This is a genomic window from Myxococcus vastator (genome assembly GCF_010894475.1).
Lineage (GTDB): Bacteria > Myxococcota > Myxococcia > Myxococcales > Myxococcaceae > Myxococcus > Myxococcus vastator.
Map to the genome: position 1 here is coordinate 1 of NZ_JAAIYB010000063.1, position 25313 is coordinate 25313.

Genomic DNA, 25313 nt, shown 5'->3' on the forward strand with positions numbered 1-25313 from the left:
TGCTGCGCACCGGCGCGGACGCGCATGTGCTGCTGCTGTGCATGCACCACATCGTCTCGGACGGCTGGTCCATGGGCGTGCTGGTGCGGGAAGTGGCCGCGCTGTACGAGGCGCTGTCGCAGGGCCGCGAGTCCCCGCTGCCCGAATTGGCGGTGCAGTACGCGGACTACGCGGCGTGGCAGCGGCGCGTGCTGGAAGGCCCGGCGCTGACGCCACAGTTGGACTGGTGGCGCTCGCGGCTCGAAGGCGCTCCCACGTTGGAGCTGCCCACCGACCACTCGCGGCCGGCGGTACGGACGCTGCGAGGCGCCACCCATGCGTTCACCATGCCGCCCTCCCTGGTGGCCGGGCTGGAGCGCGTGGGACAGGAACAGGGGGCCACGCTCTTCATGGTGCTGATGGCGGGCTGGCAGGCGCTGCTCGCGCGCTACTCCGGGCAGACGGACTTCTGCGTCGGCACGCCGGTGGCGCATCGCACGCGGCCGGAGCTCGAAGGGCTCATCGGCTTCTTCGTCAACACCCTGGCGCTGCGCGCCAACGTGGAAGGCGATCCGCGCTTCGATGACCTGGTGGCGCGCGTCCGCGAGGAGTCGCTGGCGGCGTTCTCGAACCAGGACGTCCCTTTCGACCGGCTGGTGGAGGCGCTGGGGGGCCAGCGAGACTTGTCGCGCACGCCGCTGTTCCAGGCCGCCTTCGTCCTCCAGAACGCCCCCATGCAGCCGCCCACGCTGCCGGGCATGGCCGTCGACGTGCTGCGCACGGGCACGGACACGGCCCGGTTCGACGTGACGCTGTTGCTGGTGGAGCGCGGCGGACGGCTGGAGGGCGAGCTCGAGTACAGCATGGACCTGTTCACTCCGGACACCGCGCGCCGCATGGTGGACCACCTCCAGCGGCTGCTCCGTGGCGTCACCGAGGACGCGGCTCGCCGCATCAGCGCGGTGCCGCTGTGGAGCGAGGCCGAGCGCCACGAAGTGCTCGTGGCCTGGAACGACACGGCCGCGCCCTACCCCGCTGACACCACGGTCCATCAGCGCTTCATGGCGCAGGCCCGGCGGACGCCGGAGCGCGTGGCGGTGACCTTCGAGGGGCGCTCGCTCACCTATTCGGAGCTGGATGCTCGCTCCAACCAATTGGCCCGGCACCTGGTGTCCCTGGGGCTGGAGCCGGAGTTCCGTATCGGCGTGTGCGCGTCGCGCGGGTTGGAGCTGGTCATCGGGGTGCTCGGTGCGCTCAAGGCCGGTGGCTGCTACGTGCCGTTGGACCCGTCCTGGCCCGTGAAGCGCCTGGAGCACGCGTCCTCCACGGCGCGCCTGTCCGCGGTGCTGACGTGGCAGTCGCTGTTGCCCTCGCTGAAGGACGGCCCGTGGCGTGTCGTGGCGCTGGACGCCGATGCGGCGGACATCGCCCGTCAGTCCACGGAGGCCGTGCAGGTCCCCGCGTTCCCGGAGGGGCTGGCGTTCGCCACCTTCACCTCTGGCTCGACGGGGACGCCCAAGGGGGTGGCCCTGCCGCACCGGGGCTTGCTGCGACTGAGCGAGGCCTCGCGCTTCCTGACCCAGGCGCCCGAGGAAGTCACCCTGCAGCTCTCACCGCTGGCCTTCGACGTCTCCAGCGTCGAGCTCTGGGGGACGCTGCTGCACGGCGGCAAGCTCGTCGTGTACCCGCCCGGGACGCCCGAGCCAGACGCGGTGGCCCGCCTCATCGTCGAGCACAAGGTGTCGTCGCTCATCCTGGCGACGTCCCTCTTCGAGCTGTTGCAGCAGCACCAGCCCGAGGTCCTGGCGCGAGTCCCCCACCTGATGGTGGGCGGCGAAGCGATGCCGGCCCCTCGGGCGCGGGAGCGGCTGGCACAGGGCGGCGCGCTGACCAACGCCTACGGGCCGACGGAATGCAGCACCGTGGCCACCCGACTCACGCTGTCGCCTGGGGACGCGGTGGGCCGCTCCGTGCCCATTGGCCGGCCCATTGACAACACCGAGGTCTACGTCCTGGACCCGGCGCTGCGTCCCGTGCCCGTGGGCGTGCCGGGTGAGCTGTGTCTGGGAGGACCGGGCCTCGCGCGCGGCTACCTGAACCGCCCGGACCTCACCGCCGAGCGCTTCGTGCCCCACCCGTTCAGCGCCGCTCCCGGAGCCCGGCTGTACCGCACGGGCGACCGGGTCCGCTGGCGTTCGGACGGCGTGCTGGAGTTCCTGGGCCGGTTGGACCACCAGGTGAAGGTGCGCGGCTTCCGCATCGAGCTGGGTGAAATCGAAGCCGTGCTGCGCGGCCATCCCTCCGTCTCCGAGGCCACGGCCGTGGTGCGCGAGGACGCCTCCGGGAGCAGTCGCCTGGTGGCGTATGTCGTTCCTTCGCTGCTGGAGGTGGCCTCGCTGCGCGAGTACCTGCACCAGCACTTGCCCGACTACATGGTCCCGTCCGCGTTCGTCGGCCTGGACGCCTTCCCGTTGACGCCGACTGGGAAGGTGGACCGCCAGGCCCTGCCAGCCCCGGACCTGAGCCTGGGGGCGGCGGACTTCGTGGAGCCCCGGACGGAGCTGGAGCAGCAGTTGGCGGCCTTGTTCCGCGAGGCGCTCGGCCTGGAGCGCGTGGGCCTGAACGACGACTTCTTCCTCCTGGGCGGCCACTCGTTGCTGGCCACCCAGGTCGTGACCCGGCTGCGCGCGCAGCTGGGCGTGGAGCTGCCGCTCCGCACGTTCTTCGAGGCCCCGACCGTGGCCCGCCTCGCCGCGCGCCTGGAGTCGGCGCCGCGGACCCGCGCCTTGCTCCCCCTGGAGTCCCTGCCCCGGCCTGCCCAGGGTGAGGCGACCTTCGATGTCTCGTTCGCTCAGCGCCGGCTCTGGTTCATGGAGCAGCTCCAGCCAGGGCTCGCCGTCAACCACATGCCCGCCGCCCTGCGGCTGACGGGACGGCTGGACGTGGAGGCGCTGCGGCGCACCTTCGCGGAGGTGGTCCGCCGCCACGAGGCGGTGCGCACCACCTTCGTCACGCGAGAGGGCCAGCCCGCCCAGCGCATCCACCTGGCCCCCGCGGAATGGCCGCTGCCGGTGGAGGACCTGAGCGGCCTGGCGCCCGAGGCGCGGGACGCGGCCGTGCAGGCCCGCATGGCCGAAGAGGCCCACCGCGCCTTTGACTTGGAGAAGGGCCCGCTGCTGCGCACGGTGCTGCTGCGCACCGGCGCGGACGCGCATGTGCTGCTGCTGTGCATGCACCACATCGTCTCGGACGGCTGGTCCATGGGCGTGCTGGTGCGGGAAGTGGCCGCGCTGTACGAGGCGCTGTCGCAGGGCCGTGAGTCCCCGCTGCCCGAATTGGCGGTGCAGTACGCGGACTACGCGGCGTGGCAGCGGCGCGTGCTGGAAGGCTCGGCGCTGACGCCACAGTTGGACTGGTGGCGCTCGCGGCTCGAAGGCGCTCCCACGTTGGAGCTGCCCACCGACCATGCGCGCCCCGCGGTCCGTGGCGCCCAGGGTGCCTCGTACTTCTTCTCGCTGTCCGCCGAGCAGGTCGTGGGGCTGGAGCGGGTGGCGTCGGCCCACAACGCCACGTTGTTCTTGGTGCTGATGGCGGGCTGGCAGGCGCTGCTCGCGCGCTACTCCGGGCAGACGGACTTCACGGTGGGCACGTCGGTGGCTGCCCGAAACCGGCCGGAGCTGGAGGGGCTCATCGGCTTCTTCGTCAATCCGCTGGCCCTGCGCTGCCAGTTGGACGGGAACCCGACCTTCGGCGAGCTCGTGGCCCGAGTCCGAGAAGAGGCCCTGGGGGCCTTCGCCCATCAGGAGGTGCCGTTCGAGCAGCTCGTGGACGCTGTCGGCGGCGAGCGCGACCTGTCCCGGACGCCGCTGTTCCAGACGCTCTTCGTGCTCCTGAACGCGGACCTGCTCCAGGCTCCGTCGCTTCCGGGGCTCCACGTCGACTTGCTGCCGACCGCGACGGACACCTCCCGCTTCGACCTGACGCTGTCGTTGATGGCCCAGGGCGGCGCGCTGAAAGGCCAGTTGGAATACAGCCTGGAGCTCTTCACCCCGGAGACCGCCCGGCGGATGGTGGCGCACCTGCGGGTGCTCCTGGCGGCGGTGGTGGATGGGGCCGGTGCGCAGCGGCTCCGTGCGCTGCCGCTGATGGACGCCCGGGAACGGCAGCAGGTCCTTTCGGACTGGAATGCCACCCAGGCCGCCTACCCCGTGGATGCGACGGTGCCGTCGCTCTTCGCGGCCCAGGCGCTGCGGACGCCGTTGGCCATCGCCGTGGAGCATGACGGCCGCACGCTCACGTACGCGGAGCTGGATGCGCGGTCCAACCAGCTCGCGCACCACCTGCGCTCGCTGGGGCTGGGCGCCGAAGCACGCGTGGGCGTCTTCCTGCACCGGGGACTGGACCTGCTGGTGGGCCTGCTGGGCATCCTCAAGGCGGGCGGCGCCTACGTGCCGCTGGACCCGGAGTACCCCGCGCAGCGGCTGACCTTCATGGCCGAGGACTCGGGCGTGGCCGCCATCCTCACCGAGTCCGCGTTGGAGGAGGAGCTGCCCGCGGGTTCGCAGCTCATCGTGATTCTGGATGACGAGGGGGCGCGGATTGAGCGCCAGCCGTCGACGCCCGTGACGGGCGGGCTCGTGGGACCGGACCAGCTCGCGTACATCACCTACACCTCCGGCTCGACGGGGACGCCCAAGGGCGTGGCCATTCCGCACCGGGGCGTGGTGCGCCTGCTCATCGGCTCACACTTCGTGGACCTGGGGCCGTCGGAGGTGGTGCTGCAACTGGCGCCCCTGGCCTTCGACGCGTCCACCCTGGAGATTTGGGGCGCGCTGCTGCACGGGGCTCGCCTGGTGCTCCATCCCCAGCGGACGCCAGACCTGGCCGAGCTGGGACAGGCCCTGCGACGGCATCAGGTCTCCGTGCTCTGGCTGACGGCGGCGCTCTTCGACCAGATGCAGCAGCACCAACCGGAGGCCCTGGGCAAGGTGCGTCAGCTCCTCGCGGGCGGCGATGTGCTGCCGGCGCTTCGCGTCCGTGAACGGCTGGCGCAGGGCGTGGGGCTGGTGAATGGTTATGGCCCCACGGAGGGCACTACCTTCACCGCGTGCCACCGGATGTCGCCGGGCGACGCCGTGGGGGACTCCGTCTCCATCGGCCGTCCCATCGCGAACACCCAGGTGTACGTGCTGGACCCCGACATGCGGGCCGTGCCCGTGGGGGTTCCGGGCGAGGTGTTCATCGGCGGTGACGGCCTGGCCCGGGGATACCTGGGGCAGCCCGCGCTGACGGCCGAGCGCTTCGTGCCCCATCCCTTCGGGCCTCCGGGTGCCCGGCTGTACCGGTCGGGTGATCGCGCGCGCTGGCAGGTGGACGGCACGCTCCAGTTCCTGGGCCGCGTGGACTTCCAGGTGAAGCTGCGCGGCTTCCGCATCGAGCTGGGGGAGCTTGAAGCCGCCCTGCGGACCCACGCCGCCGTGGAGACGGCCACTGCCTTGGTGCGCGAGGACCTGCCTGGCGACCGGCGGCTGGTGGCCTACGTGACGCCGGAGGACGTGGACACCGCGGCCCTCCGGGAGCACCTGCGCCAGCGGCTCCCCGAGTACATGGTGCCCAACGCCGTGGTGGCGCTGAGCACCCTCCCCCTGTCGCCGAACGGCAAGGTGGACCGCAAGGCGCTCCCGGCACCGGACCTGTCGCCCGCCGAGGACCCGCAGGCGGCGGGGCTGCCCCTGCTCCAGCAGCAGCTGGCGACGCTGTTCCGGGAGGTGCTGCGCGTCGAGCGCGTGCGGCCTCAGGACGACTTCTTCGAGCTGGGAGGCCATTCGCTCCTGGCCACGCAGTTGGTGACGCGCATCCGCGCGGCGCTGGGCGTGGAGGTCCCGCTGCGGACGATGTTCGAAGCGCCCACGCTGGCGGGGCTGGCGGAGCGCGTCGAGGCGCTGATGATGCAGGCCTCGCGCGCGGCGATGCCGCCGCTGCTCCCCGTGCCCCGAGACGCGGCGCTGCCCCTGTCCTTCGCGCAGCAGCGCCTGTGGTTCCTGTCGCAGCTCCAGAAGGGCCAGGCCGTCTACAACGTGCCCTTCGCCCTGAAGCTGTCAGGGGCGCTGGACGTGGACGTGCTGCGGCGCACCTTCGCCGAAGTCGTGCAGCGGCATGAGGTGTTGCGCACCGCCTTCACCGCGACGGAGGGCCTGCCCACGCAGCAGGTCCAGCCAGCGCCGGAGGTCTGGGACCTGCCCGTGGAGGACCTGTCCGCGCTGAAGGGGCCGGCTCGCGACGCGCGCGTGCGGCACCGGATGACGGAGGAAGCCCACTTCCCGTTCAACCTGGCCGTGGGGCCGCTGCTCCGCACGGTGCTGCTCCGGCTGGACGCGGAGGAGCACGTGTTGCTGCTGTGCCTGCATCACATCGCCTCAGACGGCTGGTCCCTGGGGGTGCTGGTGCGCGAGGTCGCCGCGCTCTACGCCGCGTTCCGTGAGGGGCAGCCGTCTCCCCTTCCGCCCCTGGCCGTGCAGTACGCGGACTTCGCCGCGTGGCAGCGTCAGTGGGTGCAGTCGCAGGGCATCCAGACGCAGCTCGACGAGCTGAGGAGCCACCTCAAGGGGGTGCCCGCGCTGGCGTTGAACGGCGACCTGGGCCGACCCGCGACCCACACGGTTCGGGGCGCGAGCCAGTTCTTCACGGTGTCTCCGGAGCTCGTGGAGGCGCTGGAGAAGGTGGCGCGCGACCAGGGGGCCACGCTCTTCATGGTGCTGCTCGCGGCCTATGAGGTCCTGCTCTCCCGGTACTCGGGCCAGAAGGACTTCTGCGTGGGCAGTCCCATTGCCCACCGCACACAGGCCGAGCTGGAGCCGCTGGTGGGCTTCTTCGTCAACACGCTGGCCCTGCGGGCGCGGCTGGACGGAGCCCCGACCTTCGCGGAGCTGGTGTCGCGCGTGCGCGAGGAGTCGCTGGCGGCCTACGTGCGCCAGGACGTGCCGTTCGACCGACTGGTGGAAGCCGTTGGTGGCGAGCGCGGCGGCGGCAGGTCCCCGCTCATCCAGGTGATGTTCGCCTTGCAGAACGCGCCCATGCAGCCGCCGTCCCTGCCGGACGTGACGGTGGAGCCGCTGCGGTCCACCACGGAGACGGCGCGACTCGACCTCACCCTGTCGATGATGGACCAGGGGGACGGCGGCTTGGAGGGGGCGCTGGAGTTCAGCCTCGACCTCTTCACGCCTGAAGCGGCGCAGCGGCTGACGCGCCACTTCCACACGTTGCTGGAGGCCGTCGTGCGTGAACCACAGACGCGCATCCATGCCCTGCCGCTGCTGCCCGAGGACGAGCAGCAGCAAGTGCTGAAGGGCTTCCAGGGTCGGGAGCTGGCGCCCGCATCCGAGGCGACCATTCACGCGCTGATGGAGGCGCAGGTGGCGCGGACGCCGGACGCGGAGGCGGTGGCGTTCGAGACGGAGCGGCTGACGTACCGGGAGCTGGAGGCGAGGGCCAACCAGGTGGCGCACCACTTGAGGGCCATGGGGGTGGCGCCGGAGTCGCTGGTGGGCGTGTGCCTGGAGCGCTCGGTGGACCTGGTGGTGGCGCTGCTGGGAGTGCTGAAGGCGGGGGCGGCGTACGTGCCGGTGGACCCGGCGTACCCGAAGGAGCGGCTGGGGTGGATGCTGGAGGACACCGGGGCGTCGGTGCTGCTGACGCACGAGAAGTGGAAGTCGGTGCTTCCGCCCAGTGCGGCGCGCGTGGTGTGCCTGGACAGTGAAGCGGGAGACGTGTCGAAGCAGCCGGTGACGAAGCCGCTGGTGCAGGTGGGACCGGAGTCGCTGGCGTACGTCATCTTCACCTCGGGAAGCACGGGGCGACCGAAGGGGGCGATGAATGCGCACGGGGGCGTCGTCAACCGGCTGAAGTGGATGCAGGAGGAGTACGGACTGGGTGGCACGGACGTGGTGCTGCAGAAGACGCCCTTCAGCTTCGACGTGTCGGTGTGGGAGTTCTTCTGGCCGCTGCTGGCGGGGGCGAAGCTGGTAGTCGCGCGGCCGGGTGGGCACCAGGAGCCGGCGTACCTGGTGAAGCTGATGAAGGCGGAGGGGGTGACGACGGTGCACTTCGTGCCGTCGATGCTGCGCGCCTTCGTGGAGGAGCCAGGGCTGGAGGGGCTGGGGAGCCTGCGGCGGGTGGTGTGCAGCGGTGAGGCGCTGAGCGCGGAGCTGGTGAAGAAGGCGTACGCGCGGCTGCCCGCACCGGTGCGGGTACACAACCTCTACGGCCCGACGGAAGCAGCGGTGGACGTCACGTACTGGCCCTGCCCGCGCGGAGAGGACTTCCACCGGGTGCCGATTGGCCGGCCCGTCGCCAACACGGTGCTGTACGTGCTGGACACGCACGGGCAGCCGACGCCGGTGGGCATTCCGGGCGAGCTGCACATTGGCGGCGTGCAGGTGGGGCGCGGCTACTGGCAGCGGCCCCAGTTGACGGCGGAGCGCTTCATCCCGGATGCCTTCAGCGGCACTCCGGGCGCGCGCCTGTACCGCACCGGAGACGTGGCGCGGTGGCTGCCGGACGGCACGCTGGAGTACCTGGGCCGAGCCGACTTCCAGGTGAAGCTGCGCGGCTTCCGCATCGAGCTGGGTGAAGTCGAGACCGCGCTCGCCGCGGACCCGGCCGTCCGCGACTCCGTGGTGCTGGCCCGTGAGGATTCGACGGGGGACCAGCGTCTGGTGGCCTACGTCGTCCTGGACGATGCGGCGGCGGCGCAGGAGGTCGACGCGTCCTCCCAGTGGCAGGCCATCTACGACGAGGCCTACGCACGTGAGACGCCGGAGAGCGAAGACCCGACGTTCAACATCGTCGGCTGGGAGGACAGCTACACCGGCGATCCGCTGCCGCCCGCGCAGATGCGCGAGTGGGTGGACACCACCGTGGCGCAGGTCCTCGGCTTCCAGCCCAAGCGCGTGCTGGAGCTGGGGTGCGGTACCGGCCTCCTCCTGTACCGGCTGGCGCCTCGCTGCGAGGCCTACTGGGGCGTCGATTTCGCCCGGCCCGCGCTGGACCGCATCGAGCGTCAGCGTGAGCGCATGGGCGGTGCCCTGGACTCCGTGCACCTGCTGCACCGGAGCGTGGACGACTTCTCTGGCCTGGAGCCGGGCTCGTTCGACACCGTCGTCATCAACTCGGTCATCCAGTACTTCTCCAGCCCTGAGTTCCTGCTCGACGTGCTTCGCGGCGCCGTGCGCGTCCTGAAGCCAGGGGGCCGCGTGTTCCTGGGCGACGTGCGGAGCCTGGAGCTGCTCGAGGCCTTCCGCGCGTCGGTGCGCCTGCACCGGACCGCGGGCCCCGTGGCCACGTCCCAGTTCGCCTACCGCGTCCAGCGCGACCTCCTGGCGGAGAAGGAGCTGGTCCTCTCCCCTGCCTTCTTCACCGCCCTGCCGGAGCGCATCCCTGGCATCCAGCGGGTGGACGTGCTGCCGAAGCACGGGCGCTACGACAACGAGCTGAGCCGCTTCCGCTACGAGGTCGTCCTCCACGTCGGCGACGCCGCTGAGTCTCCCGCCCGGCGCACGAAGCCGGACTGGGTGGACGGCGCCGGACTCACCCTGGACGGACTGCGCGAGCAACTGCGTGCGCGGCCGGGACTGCTGGCCGTGCGTGGGCTCCCCAACGCGCGAGTCCTGGAGCCCACCCGGCTCGTTGAGCTGCTGGCCGCCACGCCTCCGCCCACGGTGGCGGGCTTGCGCGAGGCCCTGCGTGACTGGCCGGGGACCCGTGGCGTGGAGCCGGAGGACCTGTATGCCCTGGGCGCGGAGCTCGGCTTCGAGGTCCGGGTGAGCTGGGCCTCCGCGCACCGGGATGGCGCGCTGGACGTGGTGTTTGCGCGTCCCGGTGAGGCGGACACGGTCGACCTGTCTCCTGAGCCGAAGCAGGCCGCCTCCTGGGAGCGCCTCGCCAGCGATCCGCTGCGGGGGGCTCGGAGTGCGCGGGCGGTGAGCCGTCTTCGCGACGCGCTGGCGGACAAGCTGCCGGCGCACATGGTGCCCTCCGCCTTCGTGGTGCTGCCCACCCTGCCCCTGTCTCCGAACGGCAAGGTGGACCGCAAGGCGCTGCCCGCGCCGGAGGCCGAACGCCTGGGGGCTGCGGACGCCTTCATCGCGCCCCGGACGCCCACCGAGGAGCAGGTGGCGCGCATCTTCGGTGAAATCCTGGGCCAGTCCCGCGTCGGCGCGAACGATGACTTCTTCGCGCTGGGGGGACACTCCCTGCTGGCCACGCAGGTGGTCGTGCGCGTGCGCGCGCAGCTCAACACGGAGATCTCGCTGCGGACCCTGTTCGACGCGCCCACCGTGGCCCGTCTGGCGGAGCGCATCGAAGCGCAGTCCCAGCTCGCCGAGGCTCCGGGTGTCCCGGCCCTGGTGCCGCTGGAGCGCGGCCCGTCCGCCGACGAAGGACTGGCGGTGTCCTTCGCGCAGCAGCGGCTCTGGTTCCTGGAGCAACTGCAACCGGGACAGGTCGCCTACAACCTCCCCGCGGCCCTGCGGCTGACGGGGCGGCTGGACGTGGAGGACAGTCGGTTCGAGGCGGCGCCAGCGGCTGCGGTGGGGGTGCTGCTCGAAAGCGGACGGGCCCCGTCTCCGCGCGCCGCCTCGTCCAAGCCCGAGCTGCTGTCGAACACGGACGGAGCCGAGCGCGCCCACCACGACAGCGAAGCTGCCACGGGCGCGGGAGCGCAGCAGGAGGGCCCGAGGCAGTCCGGAGTCACCGTCGAGGCCCACATCCGCGCGAGCACCTTCACCGGCCCCTACCGTCGCGCCGTGCGGCTGCGCGGCGCGGACGTGCGGGCCACGTTGGAGGACCTCCAGTTCACGGGCGTCGCGACAGCGGTGGGCGTGGATGGTGCGTACGCCGAGGTGCGGCGCTCCACCGCGGAAGGCGGGCAGGCGGCGGCCTTCTCGGTGATGGACGGCACCCTCATCCTGGAGGAGGTCTCCGTGACGGGGCACGAGTACGGCGTGTCCTCCATGCGGGCGCGCAGGCTTGATGTGCACCGCTTCACGTCGGTGCGGGCCATTCGGGCTGGAATGGGACTGTTGATGTCACAGGCCCGGCTTCGGGACATCGTGGTTCGGGACAGCGGCGCCTATGGCGGGCTTCAGTTCTCCGGCGGGGACCTGGACGTCCAGGGCGTTCGGGTGGACGGCGCCGCCGAGTACGGGGTGGTGGCGCTGCGCGGGAAGCTGCGGCTCCGCGACGTGGACATCCGCCGGGTGCACACGGCCGACGGTGTCACCGGGGATGGCCTGCACCTGCGTCAGGTCGAAGCGGACGTGGAGGGCGTGGTGGTGCGCGATGCGCAGGGCGCGTGTGTCCTCGCGGCTCAGAATGCCCGCGTGTCACTGCGGGACGCGAAGCTGGAGAAATGCGGGTACGTGGGCCTGCTGACGGACACCCTGGCGCGCATGAACGCGGCCAACGTGGAGATTCAAGGGGCGGCGACGGCGCTGGGCGCGCTGGGCAACGGCGAGCTGCGCGTGGAGTCCCTCTCCGCGACTGGCCTGGAGTCGGGGTTCATCCATGCGGAGTGCGAGGGCACCACGCAGGTGCACCTGAAGGAATTCCGCTCCGAGGACGCGCGAGGCCTGTCGGCGCGGTGTGTCCACGCCAGTCCGAAGTGAACCGGCACGGCGACAAACGTTGCTCCCGCCCACTGGATGCTCAGGGGACGGAGCGCTCCGGCTCGCGAGGCGCCTCTTCCACTTGCTCGGGGGCCGGGTCGGTGATGGCGGCGGGCAGGGCGGAGGCATGTCGCTCCAGCCACTCGCGGATGACGGGGTAGACCTCCGACGGCGCGCCGGTGCCGAAGATGAGGTCCCCGTGCCCGTAGTCCATCTTGTCACCGTGGTCCGTACCGAAGATGTGCAGCGTGCGGTCGGGCGCGGTGGCGAGCGCGAACTGCGACTCCACGTTGGCCGGCGTGGCCAGCCGGTCCGAGCTGCCGCCCATGACGAGCAGCGGAAGCTGGAGCTGCGCGATGCCGGCGCGCCAGTCCTTCGCGTGGTCGAAGGAGCGGAACACGTCGTGCTCAATCCAGTCCTGGAACTGGAGCAGCACCTTGCGGCTCATCGACGACATCATGTTCGCGTAGACCTGCCGCTGGATGCGGGGGGGAATGTGCTCGGGGTTCACCAGCAGGTCCGACAGGGGCAGGGTGACGTATCCCAGGAAGGGCGCGAGGCTTGCGCTCATCCACTCCTGCCGGAAGCGTGCGGGCCAGGCGGCACGGACGCCCATGGAGATGAGGGTGCGCAGGAAGGGCTCCGACTTGAAGTGCACGGGAGCGCCCAGCGTGAGCAACCCCGCAAGCTTCTCCCCGTGCGGGCCTTGGCCGACGCCATAGCCCACCAGCCCGCCCAGGGAATGGCCGAGCCAGAAGGCGCGTTTCGCACCTGTCTCCTTCAACGCCAGCTCCAACAGCGCGGGGCCGTCCTGGAGGATGTGGTCGTCGATGGTGAAGTCCGTGTACCTCCGGCCTCGAGGCGGCTGGCGTGAGTGCCCGGTGCCGCGCCACTCGACGCTGAAGCAGTCGAACCCCGCTTCGGTCAGGTAGTGCGCGACGGAGTAGGGGGGCTCGAAGTCGAAGGTGAACCGGTTCGCCGCGAGCCCGTGGCACAGCAGCACGGGCTCCTCGAAGCGGCGCACGGTCGCGCGCCGCGCGTGAATCACCAGCTCCCAACCGTCCTCGCAGCGGGCGCGGAGGACCTGGGGCAGCTCCGCCCTGGGTCGGTACCATCGCCGCACGGCCACGACCCAAAGGACGTTCCACAGAACGAGGGCGATTCCAGCGACCAGTACCCACACCACCCACCGCGAAGCGTCCATGCATCCTCCTTCTCAAAAATAAAACCCTGCTAAGGTCGGTTCACCCGCCGTCCTGCCGCCGGGAAGTCACGGCCATCAGAGGAAGTCGAGGGAATGATGAAGTTGCGGAAACTGATGTTCGTGCTGCCGAATCTCTTCACCGTCACGTCCATTTTCTGCGGCTTCTACGCCATCACCTTGTGCACAGGGGACGCCGAGCCGGTGCAGCTGTATCAGGCGGCCCTGGCCATCTTCTTCGCCATGTTCTTCGACGGCTTCGATGGCCGGGTGGCCCGGCTGACGAAGACGCAGAGCGACTTCGGCGTGCAGCTCGACAGCCTGGCGGACGTCATCTCCTTCGGGGCGGCGCCCTCCCTCCTGGTGTACAAGTGGGCGCTCGAGCCCCTGGGCTTCGTGGGGCTGTTCATCGCGTTCTCCTTCGCGGCCTGTGGCGCATTGCGTCTGGCGCGCTTCAACGTGCTGGCGGCGCGCAACCCGCACGGAGGCGGTGGCAGCTTCTTCGTGGGCCTGCCCATCCCCGTGGCGGCCGGCATGCTGGTCTCCGTCATCATCTCCCACCACGCGGCGACGCAGGGGGAGCCCCTGGCCGACGGCGCCGTGGTGCCCATGGCGGTGGCGGTGGCGGGCCTCTCCCTGCTGATGGTGTCGACGGTGCGCTACCGCACCTTCAAGGACACGCGGCCCAACCGGAAGAGCGCGCTGGCCTTCATGCTCGTGGTGGTGGGCGGCACGGTGATCGCCACCCAGTTGCACCCGGCCTGGGTGCTGGTGGCGTGTTGCGGCGCCTACCTCTCGCTGGGGCTGGTGGAGTCGGCGGTGCTGGTTCGCGGCCGGCTGGTCGCTCGCAAGGTGGCGGACCCCTGCGCGGTGGCCGCGGTCGCGGTGGCCACGGTCATCGACGACGAGGAAGAAGAGGACGGGGAGTCCACCCAGGGCAACGACGGGCCCGCGTACCTCTGACCTGAAGGACGCTGTTTCCCGCCCGGCCCCCTTCCAGACCAGGGGGCGTTGCGGCTGGGGAGCGCTTCGGTCCGTGCCCAGTCGTCCGGCTGCCGCTAGGATGCGCGGCCCATGCGCGTCGAGCTGCTGTGCACCGGTGACGAGCTCGTCACCGGCCTCATTACGGATACGAACAGCACGTACCTGGAGGCCCGCCTCTTTGACCTTGGCGTCAAGGTGGAGCGCGTGGTCCTGGTGGGAGACGTGCGGCCGGACATCACCCAGGCGCTGAAGGAAGCCGCTTCGCGCGCGGACGTGGTGGTGGTGTCGGGAGGACTGGGTCCCACGTCGGACGACTTCACCCTCGAATGCGCCGCGGAGGCCGCGGGGGTGCCGCTGGAGGAGGATGCCCAGGTCCTCGACTGGCTGCACCAGCGCTACGCCGCGCGAGGCCTGTCGCCCAACCCAAGCGCCCTGCGCATGGCCCGCGTCCCTCGGGGCTCCGAGCCCGTGAGGAACCCCGAGGGCTCCGCGCCGCTCGTCTTGATGAAGCTGGGAGGCGCCCAGGTGTTCTTCCTTCCGGGGGTGCCCCGTGAGTTCAAGGCGCTCCTGGACGGCGAGGTGCTGCCGCGGATCCGCGCGACGCTCGACGCCCGCCCCGGGCGCACCTACCGGGCCTTCCGGCTGCTGCGCACCGTGGGCATCCCGGAGTCGGAGCTCGACCTGGCGGTCGCGCCCATGGGCCCCCGGCATCCCCGCATCGTGTTCGGCTTCCGGACCCACGCACCTGAAAACCACCTGAAGCTGATGGCGGAGGCCCCCACTCAAGCGGAGGCGGATGCCGCGCTCGCCGCCGTGGAGGTGGAGTGCCGTCAACTGCTGGGCACGAAGCTCTTCGGTGTGGACGCGGAGGCGTACGCCGCGGTGGTCCTCGATGCGCTTCGTCGGTCGGGGGCCACGCTGGCGGTGGCGGAGAGCTGCACCGGTGGCCTCATCGCCCAGCAGCTCACGGCCGTGCCGGGCTCCAGCGAGGTCTTCATCGGCGGCGCGGTGGTGTATTCGGAGAAGATGAAATCCGCATGGGTGGGCGTCCCTCCCGGCGTGCTCGCACGACACACGGCTGTCTCGCGCGAGACGGCCGTGGCCATGGCGGAGGGCGTGCGCGAGGCCTGCGGCACGACCCATGGCCTGTCGGTGACGGGGTACGCGGGCCCGGGTGGCGGCACGCCGGAGGACCCGGTCGGCACTGTGTACTGCGCGCTGTCGGCGCCTGGCGTGACCACCCGCTGTGAGCGCATCTCTGTCACCGGCGACCGCGACCGCGTGCGCCTGTTCGCCGCTTCCCACACGCTTGAAATGCTGCGGCAGCACCTGCTCGCCGCGCCCGCGACCCCATGAGCCGTTCCAAGTCCAAGCGCCCCCGTCCGTCCTCCTCCGAACCGGGGGCTTCCGAACCGGCCGCGTCAGGAGCGTCCGCTGTCGCGCCCGTCGCTCCGCATCAGGAGGCGGGGCCCGCAGCCGCCAGCGCGCCAGTCCCTTCCTCCGAGCCTGAGTCCGCCTCGCCTTCGGGGTCACCCGCGCCCGCGTCCTCACCGGGTACCCCCGTGTCGGGAGGCCTGCCGCTGAACGTCGCGCGCGTGTGGCTGTCCGCCTACCGCGTGGAGGTGGTGCTGTTCGTGGTCGCCTTCGTGGTGCTCGCCAGCTTCAGCTCCCAGCGCTTCCTGCGCCAGAGCGCCGCGCCTCACTTCGTCTACCAGGCCCAGGCGTGGATGGAGGGGCGGCTGGACGTGGACCCGCAGGTGCTGCCCAACATGGAGGATTGGGCCTGCGTCCGCATGGAGAACGGCGACAAGGTCCGTTGCACCGGGCGCCCGCTTCCAACGGACCGCTGGTTCGTGAGCTTCCCGTCCTTCCCCGCGGTGGCGATGTTGCCCTTCGTCGCACTGCATGGCTACCAGTTCAATGACACCTCGTTCGGCGTCGTCGTCGGTGCGTTGGCGGTGGCGCTCTTCTTCTCGCTGCTGCGCTTCCTGGCGAAGGAAGGGGAGACGGAGCGCAACCGCAACGAGAACGTGGCCCTGGCGCTCATCCTCGCCTTCGGCACCCTGTTCTTCTACTGCGCCATCCGAGGAGAGGTCTGGTTCAGCGCCGAGGTGATGGGCGTGGCGCTCACCTGTCTCTACGTGCGCAACGCCGTCCGGGCGCATCGCCCGCTGCTGGCGGGCCTGTTCTTCTCCATGGCGACGCTCACGCGGACGCCCTTGCTCTTCACGGGGCTCTTCTTCGTGCTGGAGGCGCTGTGTCCCGGGCCGGAGCCTCGCCTGGCGCAGCTCAAGGCCCTGGCGCGGAACTGGAAGCCCGCCGCGAAGAAGCTGGGCCTCTTCACGTTGGGCGCCGCGCCGCTGGCGGCGCTCGCGGCCGCGTACAACGTCTACCGCTACGGCCGGCTGAGCGAGTTCGGGCACGCGTACCTCTTCAACAACCGCGTCAACGTGGACATCGACCGCACGGGGCTCTTCAACTGGGAGTACCTGCCACGAAACCTGGAGGCGGCCTTCTTCAAGCTGCCCTCGGTGTCCTTGTCGCCGCTGAAGCTGGGATATGACCCGCACGGGCTGACGCTGCTGCTGACGCTGCCGCTGCTCGTCTTCCTGTTGGTACCGAAGACGCGCCCGCGCCTGCATTGGCCGGTGTGGCTCACCGTGGCGGTGTGCGCGCTGCCCGGGCTCTTCTACCAGAACACCGGTTACATGCAGTTCGGCTTCCGGTTCAGCCTCGACTACACGCCCTACCTGCTTCTGCTCTTCGCATTGGGGGGCTGGTCCCTGCGGAATCGGGCGGTGCTGGCCGCGGTGGCGCTTGGCGTGTTGGTGAACTTCTGGGGAGCCGTGGCCTTCCGCGGCTACACGGAACTTGTCCGGAACTGGTAGCGCCCCACGTTTCATGGGCTTGAATCCTTCGCGCTCCACGCGCAGATGAGAGACGTCATGCAACCACCCACTGGACAGCCGCCTCCCGGCAAGCGCTGGCACACCCGCGAGGACAGCGGCATCCGCCTCGACGCCAGGATGCGCTGGTGGCACGACGACGAGCCCATCCTCCATCCCAAGATCATCGAGCTCTTCAACGCCTCGCTCGTGCTGGACGAAACGGGCCGTTACCAGCTCCGCATTGGTGACGACTGGTGCTTCATCCAAGTGGAAGGCGCCGCCTACGAGGTCCGGACCGTGGACGTCACTCCCGACGAGCGGGTGTCCGTGCGCCTGAGTGACCGCACCGCCGAGGCGCTAGACGTCGCCAGCCTGCATCTGGACGCGGACGGCGTGCTGTCCTGCCGCGTGAAGCAGGGGCGGGCCCAGGCGCGTCTCTCCCGCGACGCGCAGTACCAGCTCGGCCTGCTCCTGGAGGAGGGGCCCGACGGCGGGCTCGTGCTGAGTGTCGGTCAGCGCAAGCTCGCCGTCCCTGTCGCCCTGGACGCGTTGGCGCCCTCCGTCTAGGCGGCCGCGACCTCCACCGGTGCAGGCGGGGAGGGCAGGGCGGAGGTCCCCGTGAGCTCCTTGCCCAGCGCTTCCAGCACGTCGGGATGTTCGCGCAGCCACTCGGCGGCGCGCTCCCGGCCCTGGCCGATGCGCTCTCCCCGCAGGCTGAAGTGGCTGCCCGACTTCTCGATGAGGCCCGTGGCCACGCCGAGGTCGAGCACTTCCCCCACGCGGTGGATGCCGCTGCCGTACATGAGGTCGAACTCGGCTTCCTGGAAGGGCGGGGCGACCTTGTTCTTCACCACCTTCACGCGCGCCTTCGAGCCCACCACTGCGTCTCCGTCCTTGATGTTGCCCGTGCGGCGAATCTCCATGCGCACGGAGGCGTAGAACTTCAGCGCGTTGCCGCCGGTGGTGGTCTCCGGATTGCCGAACATCACGCCAATCTTCATGCGAATCTGGTTGATGAAGATGATGCACGTGCCCGACCGGCTCACCGCGCCCGTCAACTTGCGCAGCGCCTGACTCATCAGCCGCGCCTGGACGCCCATGTGCGCGTCTCCCATCTCCCCTTCGATTTCGGCCCGTGGCACCAGGGCCGCCACGGAGTCGACGACGATGAGGTCCACCGCGCCGGAGCGCACCAGGTGCTCCGTGATTTCCAGCGCCTGTTCGCCGGTGTCGGGCTGCGACACGAGCAACTCCTCCACGCGGACGCCCAGCTTTCGCGCGTAGGACACGTCCAGCGCGTGCTCCGCGTCGATGAAGGCCGCCACGCCTCCCGCGGCCTGCACCTGGGCAATCGCGTGCAGGGTGAGCGTCGTCTTGCCCGAGGACTCGTTCCCGAAGACCTCCACCACACGGCCCCGCGGGTAGCCGCCCACGCCCAGCGCGCGGTCCACTCCCACCGAGCCGGAGGGGATGACGGCCACCTTCTGTTCGCGCGCCTCTCCGCCCAACGTCATCACCGAGCCGCGTCCGAACTGCTTCTCGATGCTCGCCACCGCCGCCGCCACCGCCTTCAGCTTCTCCGCCAGCTTGCTCATCGCGTCTGCCACTCCCTCGCCGCCCTTGCTGTGTTGGATGCCGCGTCCAGGGACGCCGTCATGGCGCCGCCAGCGCAGCGGGCAGGCAGGAGAGCAACGCCTGTGCCGCCCACTCCTCCCCCTGAGAGCTGGACGTAGAGGCGTCCAGGTGCGCGGCTGTGTGTCCGGTAGCGTGGAGTGTGCGCGCGCCGTTCCGGCAGTCGCATGAGAAACAAGTATGGGAGCCCACGCCTGGCGCCATGGCGGATGGCGCTTTGCGTTGAAGATGGGCTGGGCAGGCATGACCTTTCCTGCGTGAGCCCGAAATCAAAGCGTGAAGACCTGCCCCATGTGGTCATCCTCGGCGGTGGTTTTGCCGGCCTCTATGCCGCCCGCCATCTCTACAAGGCACCCGTGCGTGTCACGATGGTGGACCGGCAGAATCATCACCTGTTCCAGCCCCTGCTCTATCAGGTGGCCACGGCGACGCTGAGTCCCAGTGAAATCGCGGCGCCGCTCCGGGCGGTGCTGGGGCACCATCGGGTGGCGGTGGTGCTGGCGGAAGTGACGGGCGTGGATACTGCCGGCAAGCGCGTGCTGCTCACCGATGGAGAGCTGAGGTACGACTACCTCGTCATCGCCACGGGAGCCACGCACTCCTACTTTGGCAATGACGCCTGGGCTCAGTTCGCCCCCGGACTGAAGTCCATTGAGGACGCGGTGGAGATTCGCCGGCGGATCCTGGTGGCCTTCGAGCTGGCGGAGCGGGAGACGGACCCGGAGATTCGTCGCTCGCTGCTCAACTTCGTCATCATTGGCGCTGGCCCCACGGGTGTGGAACTCGCGGGCTCGTTGGCGGAAATCAGCCGGCATTCGCTTTCAGGTGACTTCCGGAACATCGACCCGCGCGATGCGCGCATCATCCTCATCGAGGGCGTGGACAGGGTCCTGCCTGTCTATCCGGATGACCTGTCACAGAAGGCCTGCCGCACGCTCGAGAAGCTGGGAGTGGAGGTTCGCACGGGGGCTCGGGTCACCAACATCACCGAGCAAGGCGTCTTCATCGGCAAGGAGTTCATCCCCGCGCGGACGGTGTTGTGGGCCGCGGGCGTGGCGGCGTCGCCGGTGGCCAGGTCGCTGGGCGTTGAACTCGACCGGGCCGGGCGCGTGCTCGTCACGCCCGAGCTGACCGTGCCGGGCCACGATGATGTCTTCGTCGTCGGCGACCTGGCCACGCTCAATGATGCGGAGGGCAAGCCGGTGCCAGGCCTTGCTCCCGCGGCCATGCAGGAAGGCAAGCACGCCGCCCACAACATCCGTTGCCAGTTGCAGGGCAAGGCGATGGAGCCCTTCTCCTACTGGGACCGTGGCTCCTACGCGGTGATTGGCCGTGGCCACGCCGTGGGCATCGCCTTCCGTCGCTTCAAGCAGGCGGGCTTCGGTGCCTGGATGGCCTGGCTGTTCATCCACATCACCTTCCTCATTGGCTTCCGCAGCAGGCTGGCGGTGCTGCTCAATTGGGCCTACTCGTACCTGACGTTTGGCAAGTCGGCGCGCATCATCACGGGCCCTTCGCCTCGCTTGGATCGGCTCCAGCCTACCCACGCCTTGCCGGAGGGCGGAGAAACCTCGCCCATGCCGGAGGCCCGCTTCCAGACGACGGCGTCTCACGCGGAGCCCGCGACACACTGATGCGCCCGGCAGTCCTCAGCCCTCCAGGTCCTCCAGCGGGCTGGCCCTGCCGGAGGGGCCGGTGTTCCGCCAGACGGCGTCGTCTGACGGAGGGGCAGGGCGGGCACCGTGAAGCTTGCCTTGCATCGCCCCTCGCCGGTCCAACATGCGGCAGTTGATGGCGAGCTGCATGTCGGACTGCTCGATGCGTTCGTGTCCCTCGAGGTCTGCCCGCGTGAGCGCCAGCTTCATGAGGCGGTCATGGGCTCGCGCGGACAGGCCGAACATCCGCACAGCCTGCTGCAACATGTGCTCAGCCCGTTCGCTCAGGTCGCAGTACCGGCGCAGCAAGTGCGCGGGAAGCTGGGCGTTGCAGTGGATTCCCGGCTCATCGCGATAGCGGGCGCGTTGACGCTCGCGCGCGATTTGGGCGCGCTCGCGGTAGTAGCGGCTCGAGGGCTCTTGGACCGTCGAGCGGGCCATGTGGTGATACTCCACCGGGCGCGTCTGCAGGCTGATGTCGATGCGGTCCAACAGGGGCCCGCTGACGCGCGTCATGTAGTCGAAGACGCGCTGCTCGCCGCACGTGCAGGGGCGGTTGGGGACGTTGTAGTAGCCGCAGGGGCAGGGGTTCATCGCGGCCACCAACATCACCCGGCAGGGATAGGTGATGTTCTGGTTGGCGCGTGCCAGGTGGATGACGCCTTCCTCCATGGGCTGGCGCAGCACTTCCAGCACGTTCTTCCGGAACTCCGGAAGCTCATCGAGGAAGAGCACGCCATTGTGCGCCAACGAGAGTTCGCCGGGCCTCGCCGACAGGCCACCTCCCACCAGCCCCGCGTCGGAGAGGGTGTGGTGCGGCGCGCGGAAGGGGCGCTCGCGCATCAAGGCGTGGTCTTCGCCCAGCAACCCCAGCACCGAGTAGACCTTCGTCACCTCCATGGCCTCGGTGAACGTCATCTCCGGCAGGATGCCGGGCAGGCGCCGCGCCAGCATCGTCTTCCCCGAGCCCGGTGGCCCGGACATCAGGACGTTGTGGCCCCCCGCCGCGGCGATTTCGAGGGCGATTTTCAGGTCTGCCTGTCCGCGCACATCGGACATGTCAGGCGCTTGCCCCGTGGGTGCCAGAAGCCTGGGTTCACGCTGCCGCGTATAGGGCGTGATGCTGCAAACCCCCGTCAGGTGTTCCACCGCCTCCCGCAGGGTCTTCACGGGAAAGACGTGCAGGCCTTCGACGAGCGCCGCCTCGGCCGCGTTGGCCCAGGGCACCATGACGCCTTCAAAGCCGCCGTTGAGCGCCGCCACCGCCAACGGAAGCACCCCTTTGATGGGGCGGAGCGCTCCGTCCAGGGACAGCTCGCCTCCGAAGAGCAGCCGTCCCAGCGGGGCTTCATCCATCAGCTTCGCGGCGGCCAGGACGCCCAATGCAATGGGCAGCTCGAACGCCGCGCCTTCCTTCTTCAGGTCCGCGGGCGCCAGATTCACGGTGATTCGCTTCTGGGGAAGCTCGAAGCCCGTGTTCTTCAGCGCGGAGATGACGCGGACTTTCGACTCCCGGACCGCTCCCTCCGCCTGCCCCACGACGTTGAAGTAGGGGAGGCCGAGCGCCATGTCGACCTCACACTCCACCACCACCACGTCGATACCCATCAACGCCCCCGACCGCACCCTCGCCAGCATGTCCCGTCCTCTCGCCGTGCCGCGCGGAGTCCTTCAGCAATGCACGTACCGACTCCCACCCCAGGCGTAGACCCGCGCACGCCAATCCACGGCAGCGGATGACCATCCCAGCCTCGGGAGGCGAAGTTTCAGTCCCGTGGTATTTGTGAAGCCAGGGCTAGCCATGCCCTGACGAGTCCGGTAGCGTTTCACCCACCTTGGGGGACGCAATGGGGGCAGAGGCTGCAGTGGAATCGGGGGTCGTTCGTCAGCGCCGGCAGGTCCGTATCCGCAGGGCGGACATCAAGCGTGGCCAACGGATGAAGGTGGCGTTCGGCGTGTTCCGCTTCTGCCTCTACGGCATGGTGGGGCTCAGCGCCGAAATCTTCTTCTACAATCTGGTGCGGATTGCCCAGCACGTACCGCTGCTGGAGGCGCTCTTCCGCTTCCAATGGCGCGTGGACGACCGGTTGGGGCTCAACGCCATCTGGGACACGCCCATCGCCACGGCGTACGGGCAGTGCTCGCTGTGGATGTTCGTCATCTACGGCGTGGCGTGCTTCTGGTTCATCGAGCCGCTCTACCGCTGGATGCTGTACCAGCACACGGGCCTGCGAGCCGCCGTGTACGGAGTGGTCATCCTGCTCTTCGAGGGCTTCTCCGGCGTCATGCTGGAGCGGCTCACGGGGTACCGCATCTGGTACTACGCGGATGCCGGCGCCATTCTCTGGCAGATGACCTCGCTCTACATCCTGCCCATCTGGATGGTGACGGGCTTGCTGGCGGAGTTCATCTACAGGGAGCTGATGGACCCCGACCTGCTGGCCGCCTTGGAGTCTCCGCTGCCCGCCACGCCGGAAGAGACCGAGGCCTCGCTCCAGTTGATTCGGTAGACGCAGGCGTGGCCGTCGTAGCCGGACATCTCGATGACGATGTCCTGCGCGCCGGCCACCCGCAGCCCCGCGTGGATGATGCCCGCGGTGAAGGCCGGGTAGGGGCCTACCTCGTTCATCCAGAGCTCGAACTGGGTGGGCCCCAGCTCACGCAGCTTGGATTCCGTGTAGTTGTTGCCAGCCCGGAAGTTCTGCGTGGCCCGCATCAGCGTCCTGCGGGGCCCCAGCACGCGAAGCAATGAGAGGACGGCGCGTCCCAGCATCGTCTCGCGGAAGCCTTCGATATAGGACTCGCCCAGCTTCCAGGTGCCCTGCTCGAGCGGGAGTTGGGGAAAGAGCTCCTCCGAGGTGATGCGGAGGAACGTCATCCACGCGTCGAAGGCGTAGGCCGGCCGGAGCTTCTGGTCCACATCAAGCCCTGCCTGGCGCAGGCGCGCCTTGCACTCAGGCGTCAGGCGCCCGTGCAGTGCTCGCAGGAACAGGGCTTCGATGGTCTGCTCGAAAATGAGAAGCTCGTCGGCCATGAGGAGTGAACTCTAGCCGACGAGCTTCTCGATGTGAACCACGTACCCACCCGGAGCGTAGGCTTCGGAAGAGGAGTCTCAGGGCGTGGGTGCGGGGGGCGGGGTCGGCGTATCGACCGAGGTGCCCTGGATGATGGCGTTCTGCGGCAGCTCCGTGGCCATGCCCAACACCTTCGCGCCAGCGGCCTTCGCGCCGTCCAGCGCGGTGATGAGCCGCCCGTAGTTGGTGGCGTCATCCGCCATGAAGAAGACGACCTTGTCGTCCGCCTTCTTGGCCGCCAGCATGCGCTTGAGCCGCGTCACGTAGTCGCCGGGGGCGATCTTCTCCGTGTTGATGGAGTAGCCCCCGTCCTTGTCGAGCTGGACCACCAACTGCTGGTCGTCCGGGTCGGGAGGCGTCGGCTCCTGTTCGACCTCGGTGTCCGGCACGCGCACCACGATGTCCTTCTCGAGGAGCGGCGTGACGACCATGAAGATGATGAGGAGCACCAGCACCACGTCGACCAGCGGCGTGACGTTGATCTCCGAGTTCGGCTGCGCCTGGGGCTTGACCCACTGTCGTTGCTTGCGGCCGGCCATTACTTCTTCTCCTCGACGCCCAGGGAGATCTGCTTGGCCTTGGACTTGCGGGCCACGTCCAGCACCTTGCGCACGTCACCGACGCTGAGCGCGTTGTCGCCCTTGAGCAGGATCTTCTTGCCTGGATCCTTCAACATCTCCTCGGTGAGCTTCTCCTGGAGCCCCTTCTCATCCACCTGGTCATTCTCCACGAACACCTTCTTGTCCGGGGTGATGGAGAGGATGATCGGGTCGGCTTCCTTCCCCTTTCCTTCCTTCTCGATCTCGGTGGCCTTCGGGAGCTCCACGGACTTGCCACGTTGGAGCATCGGGGTGACGACCATGAAGATGATGAGGAGCACCAGCACCACGTCGACCAGCGGCGTGACGTTGATGTCGCTCTTGACGCCCCCCTTGGGGCCTGCTGACATTCCCATGTCTTTACCTGTTTCCTGGTAAGGAGGTGCCCGCCTTCACGGTGGGCCTCCAGCTCCTCGAAGAAGAGCTGGAGACAGAGTCACCGTGAAGGGCATCGGGTCGTCCCCGGCTCGCCCGGGACGTCTCAGGCGGCGTGCGAGGACTGCGCGCCACCACCCAGGTGGCGGGCAACCACGTCCAGGAACTCGTTGGACGACTCGGAGATGTCCACCGAGCGCGCGTCCACCCAGCCCTGCAGGAAGTTGTACGCCATCACCGCGGGGATGGCCACGAGCAGACCGAAGGCCGTGGTGATGAGTGCCTCGGCGATACCGGCAGAGATGGTGCCGAGACCGCCGGAGCCCGCCTGCGCCATCAACTGGAAGGCGTTGACGATACCCATCGTGGTGCCGAGCAGACCGACGAACGGCGCCGTGGAGCCGACCGTGGCCAGCAGGCCCAGACCGCGCTTCATGCTCTGGACCTCACGCTGCGCCTGACGCTCCAGCGCGCGCGCCACCGACTCCACCGCCACGTCCTTGTTGTTCGGGCTGATCCGGTACGCCGTCAGTCCGGAGTTGATGACCCGGCCCAGGTGGCCCACGTCCTTGCCCAGGTTGGTGTTGGCGGCCGTGTTCAGGTCGCCCTTGGCCAGGATGGCACCCATCTTCGCGGCGAAGTTGCGGCTGTCAGCCCGCGTCTTGCGGAAGACGATCATGCGCTCCGCCATCACGACCAGCGAGGCGATGGACATGATGCCCAGGGTGAAGATGACCGAACGGGCGAAGAGGCCCGTATGCGCCCAGATTTCTGCGAGAGTGAATTGCATGGTTGGGTTGAGCGCTCCTCCTCACGAGCGCGGGGTAGTCGGCGATACCGCTCTAGCTCTAAACGACGCGCTCGGACTCAGCGCGGCAGCTTGAAGTTCAGGGTGAAGGTGTAGTCCACCTGCACAGGGCGGCCCTGGAACGTGACCGGCTTGTAGCGCGACGACGCCAGCGCGTCCAGGACGGCCCGGTCCATGTGGGGCAGGGGCTTGATGATCCGGCAGTTCTCCACTCGACCTTCCACGGTGACGATGCACTTCACGATCATCGTTCCCTGGACGCGAGCCTCGAGCGCCTCACGCGAGTACTCGGGCTGAGGACCGGACAGCTTCTCCGGTCGTGTCATGCCCGCGCCGAACGGAAGGACGTCGGTTCCCGTCCCGCCCAACTGGCCGCCGACCACGCCGCCAATCACGCCACCGACCACGCCACCGACGACGCCGCCGACCACGCCACCCTCCACGCCGCCCTCGAC

15 protein-coding genes are annotated in these 25313 nt (G+C 69.5%); 7 read left to right on the forward strand and 8 right to left on the reverse strand.

Annotation, left to right across the window (positions count from 1 at the left end):
* Positions 1–11642: non-ribosomal peptide synthetase (locus G4D87_RS09160; protein ID WP_205507492.1), on the forward strand; the 11642-nt coding region annotated here is incomplete at its 5' end.
* Between the two features lie 40 nt (positions 11643–11682).
* On the opposite strand, the gene G4D87_RS09175 is transcribed toward G4D87_RS09160, so the two are convergent.
* Positions 11683–12846, reverse strand: coding sequence for an alpha/beta fold hydrolase (locus G4D87_RS09175; RefSeq protein WP_163780989.1), 1164 nt, complete (start codon positions 12844–12846; stop codon positions 11683–11685).
* Between the two features lie 93 nt (positions 12847–12939).
* Between G4D87_RS09175 and pssA the strand changes: the two genes are divergently transcribed.
* The 4 genes from pssA (at position 12940) to G4D87_RS09195 (ending at position 17282) form a co-directional block, all read left to right on the forward strand.
* Positions 12940–13806, forward strand: a complete 867-nt coding sequence (gene pssA / locus G4D87_RS09180; protein WP_163780991.1) for a CDP-diacylglycerol--serine O-phosphatidyltransferase — start codon at positions 12940–12942, stop codon at positions 13804–13806.
* Positions 13807–13917: 111 nt separating this feature from the next.
* Complete coding sequence (locus G4D87_RS09185) at positions 13918–15183, forward strand: CinA family nicotinamide mononucleotide deamidase-related protein (RefSeq protein WP_163780993.1); 1266 nt, start codon at positions 13918–13920, stop codon at positions 15181–15183.
* Positions 15180–16715, forward strand: a complete 1536-nt coding sequence (locus tag G4D87_RS09190; RefSeq protein ID WP_163780995.1) for a hypothetical protein — start codon at positions 15180–15182, stop codon at positions 16713–16715. Before G4D87_RS09185 ends, G4D87_RS09190 begins: the two co-directional genes overlap by 4 nt.
* Positions 16716–16772: 57 nt before the next feature.
* Entirely contained in the window at positions 16773–17282 is a 510-nt protein-coding gene (locus G4D87_RS09195) for a DUF1285 domain-containing protein (RefSeq protein ID WP_176409495.1), read from the forward strand.
* Here the strand turns inward: G4D87_RS09195 and recA are convergent.
* Positions 17279–18310 (reverse strand): recombinase RecA, encoded by a 1032-nt coding sequence (gene recA / locus G4D87_RS09200; protein WP_163780999.1) that lies wholly within the window; start codon positions 18308–18310, stop codon positions 17279–17281. The two genes, G4D87_RS09195 and recA, sit on opposite strands and share 4 nt — an antisense overlap.
* Positions 18311–18604: 294 nt before the next feature.
* Here recA and G4D87_RS09205 point away from each other — a divergent pair, with 294 nt between their 5' ends.
* A complete protein-coding gene (locus G4D87_RS09205) occupies positions 18605–19981 on the forward strand; it encodes an NAD(P)/FAD-dependent oxidoreductase (RefSeq protein WP_163781000.1) in 1377 nt (458 codons plus the stop codon).
* A gap of 15 nt (positions 19982–19996) precedes the next feature.
* Here G4D87_RS09205 and G4D87_RS09210 read toward each other — a convergent pair whose 3' ends face one another.
* Positions 19997–21640, reverse strand: a complete 1644-nt coding sequence (locus G4D87_RS09210; protein ID WP_163781002.1) for a YifB family Mg chelatase-like AAA ATPase — start codon at positions 21638–21640, stop codon at positions 19997–19999.
* Positions 21641–21837: 197 nt separating this feature from the next.
* Here G4D87_RS09210 and G4D87_RS09215 point away from each other — a divergent pair, with 197 nt between their 5' ends.
* Positions 21838–22512 (forward strand): hypothetical protein, encoded by a 675-nt coding sequence (locus G4D87_RS09215; RefSeq protein ID WP_163781004.1) that lies wholly within the window; start codon positions 21838–21840, stop codon positions 22510–22512.
* Here the strand turns inward: G4D87_RS09215 and G4D87_RS09220 are convergent.
* From G4D87_RS09220 to G4D87_RS09240, 5 genes are all read right to left on the reverse strand, one after another.
* Complete coding sequence (locus G4D87_RS09220; RefSeq protein WP_163781006.1) at positions 22413–23036, reverse strand: DUF2378 family protein; 624 nt, start codon at positions 23034–23036, stop codon at positions 22413–22415. The genes G4D87_RS09215 and G4D87_RS09220 overlap by 100 nt on opposite strands.
* A 78-nt stretch (positions 23037–23114) precedes the next feature.
* On the reverse strand, positions 23115–23615 hold the full coding sequence (locus tag G4D87_RS09225; protein WP_163781009.1) for an ExbD/TolR family protein: 501 nt from the start codon (positions 23613–23615) through the stop codon (positions 23115–23117).
* Positions 23615–24031, reverse strand: a complete 417-nt coding sequence (locus tag G4D87_RS09230) for an ExbD/TolR family protein (RefSeq protein WP_163781011.1) — start codon at positions 24029–24031, stop codon at positions 23615–23617. The genes G4D87_RS09225 and G4D87_RS09230 overlap by 1 nt, the downstream gene beginning before the upstream one ends.
* 125 nt (positions 24032–24156) lie before the next feature.
* On the reverse strand, positions 24157–24840 hold the full coding sequence (locus tag G4D87_RS09235) for a MotA/TolQ/ExbB proton channel family protein (protein ID WP_163781013.1): 684 nt from the start codon (positions 24838–24840) through the stop codon (positions 24157–24159).
* Between the two features lie 77 nt (positions 24841–24917).
* The coding region (locus tag G4D87_RS09240) for an energy transducer TonB (protein WP_163781015.1) at positions 24918–25313 on the reverse strand (396 nt) is incomplete at its 5' end.

Excerpts from the sequence above, each read along its gene's own strand:
- G4D87_RS09190 (WP_163780995.1), top strand. The coding sequence starts at position 15,180 with ATGAGCCGTTCCAAGTCCAAGCGCCCCCGTCCGTCCTCCTCCGAACCG.
- G4D87_RS09185 (WP_163780993.1), top strand. The coding sequence starts at position 13,918 with ATGCGCGTCGAGCTGCTGTGCACCGGTGACGAGCTCGTCACCGGCCTC.
- G4D87_RS09220 (WP_163781006.1), bottom strand. The coding sequence starts at position 23,036 with ATGGCCGACGAGCTTCTCATTTTCGAGCAGACCATCGAAGCCCTGTTC.
- G4D87_RS09195 (WP_176409495.1), top strand. The coding sequence starts at position 16,773 with ATGCAACCACCCACTGGACAGCCGCCTCCCGGCAAGCGCTGGCACACC.
- G4D87_RS09210 (WP_163781002.1), bottom strand. The coding sequence starts at position 21,640 with ATGCTGGCGAGGGTGCGGTCGGGGGCGTTGATGGGTATCGACGTGGTG.
- G4D87_RS09175 (WP_163780989.1), bottom strand. The coding sequence starts at position 12,846 with ATGGACGCTTCGCGGTGGGTGGTGTGGGTACTGGTCGCTGGAATCGCC.
- pssA (WP_163780991.1), top strand. The coding sequence starts at position 12,940 with ATGATGAAGTTGCGGAAACTGATGTTCGTGCTGCCGAATCTCTTCACC.
- G4D87_RS09225 (WP_163781009.1), bottom strand. The coding sequence starts at position 23,615 with ATGGCCGGCCGCAAGCAACGACAGTGGGTCAAGCCCCAGGCGCAGCCG.
- G4D87_RS09230 (WP_163781011.1), bottom strand. The coding sequence starts at position 24,031 with ATGGGAATGTCAGCAGGCCCCAAGGGGGGCGTCAAGAGCGACATCAAC.
- recA (WP_163780999.1), bottom strand. The coding sequence starts at position 18,310 with ATGAGCAAGCTGGCGGAGAAGCTGAAGGCGGTGGCGGCGGCGGTGGCG.
- G4D87_RS09235 (WP_163781013.1), bottom strand. The coding sequence starts at position 24,840 with ATGCAATTCACTCTCGCAGAAATCTGGGCGCATACGGGCCTCTTCGCC.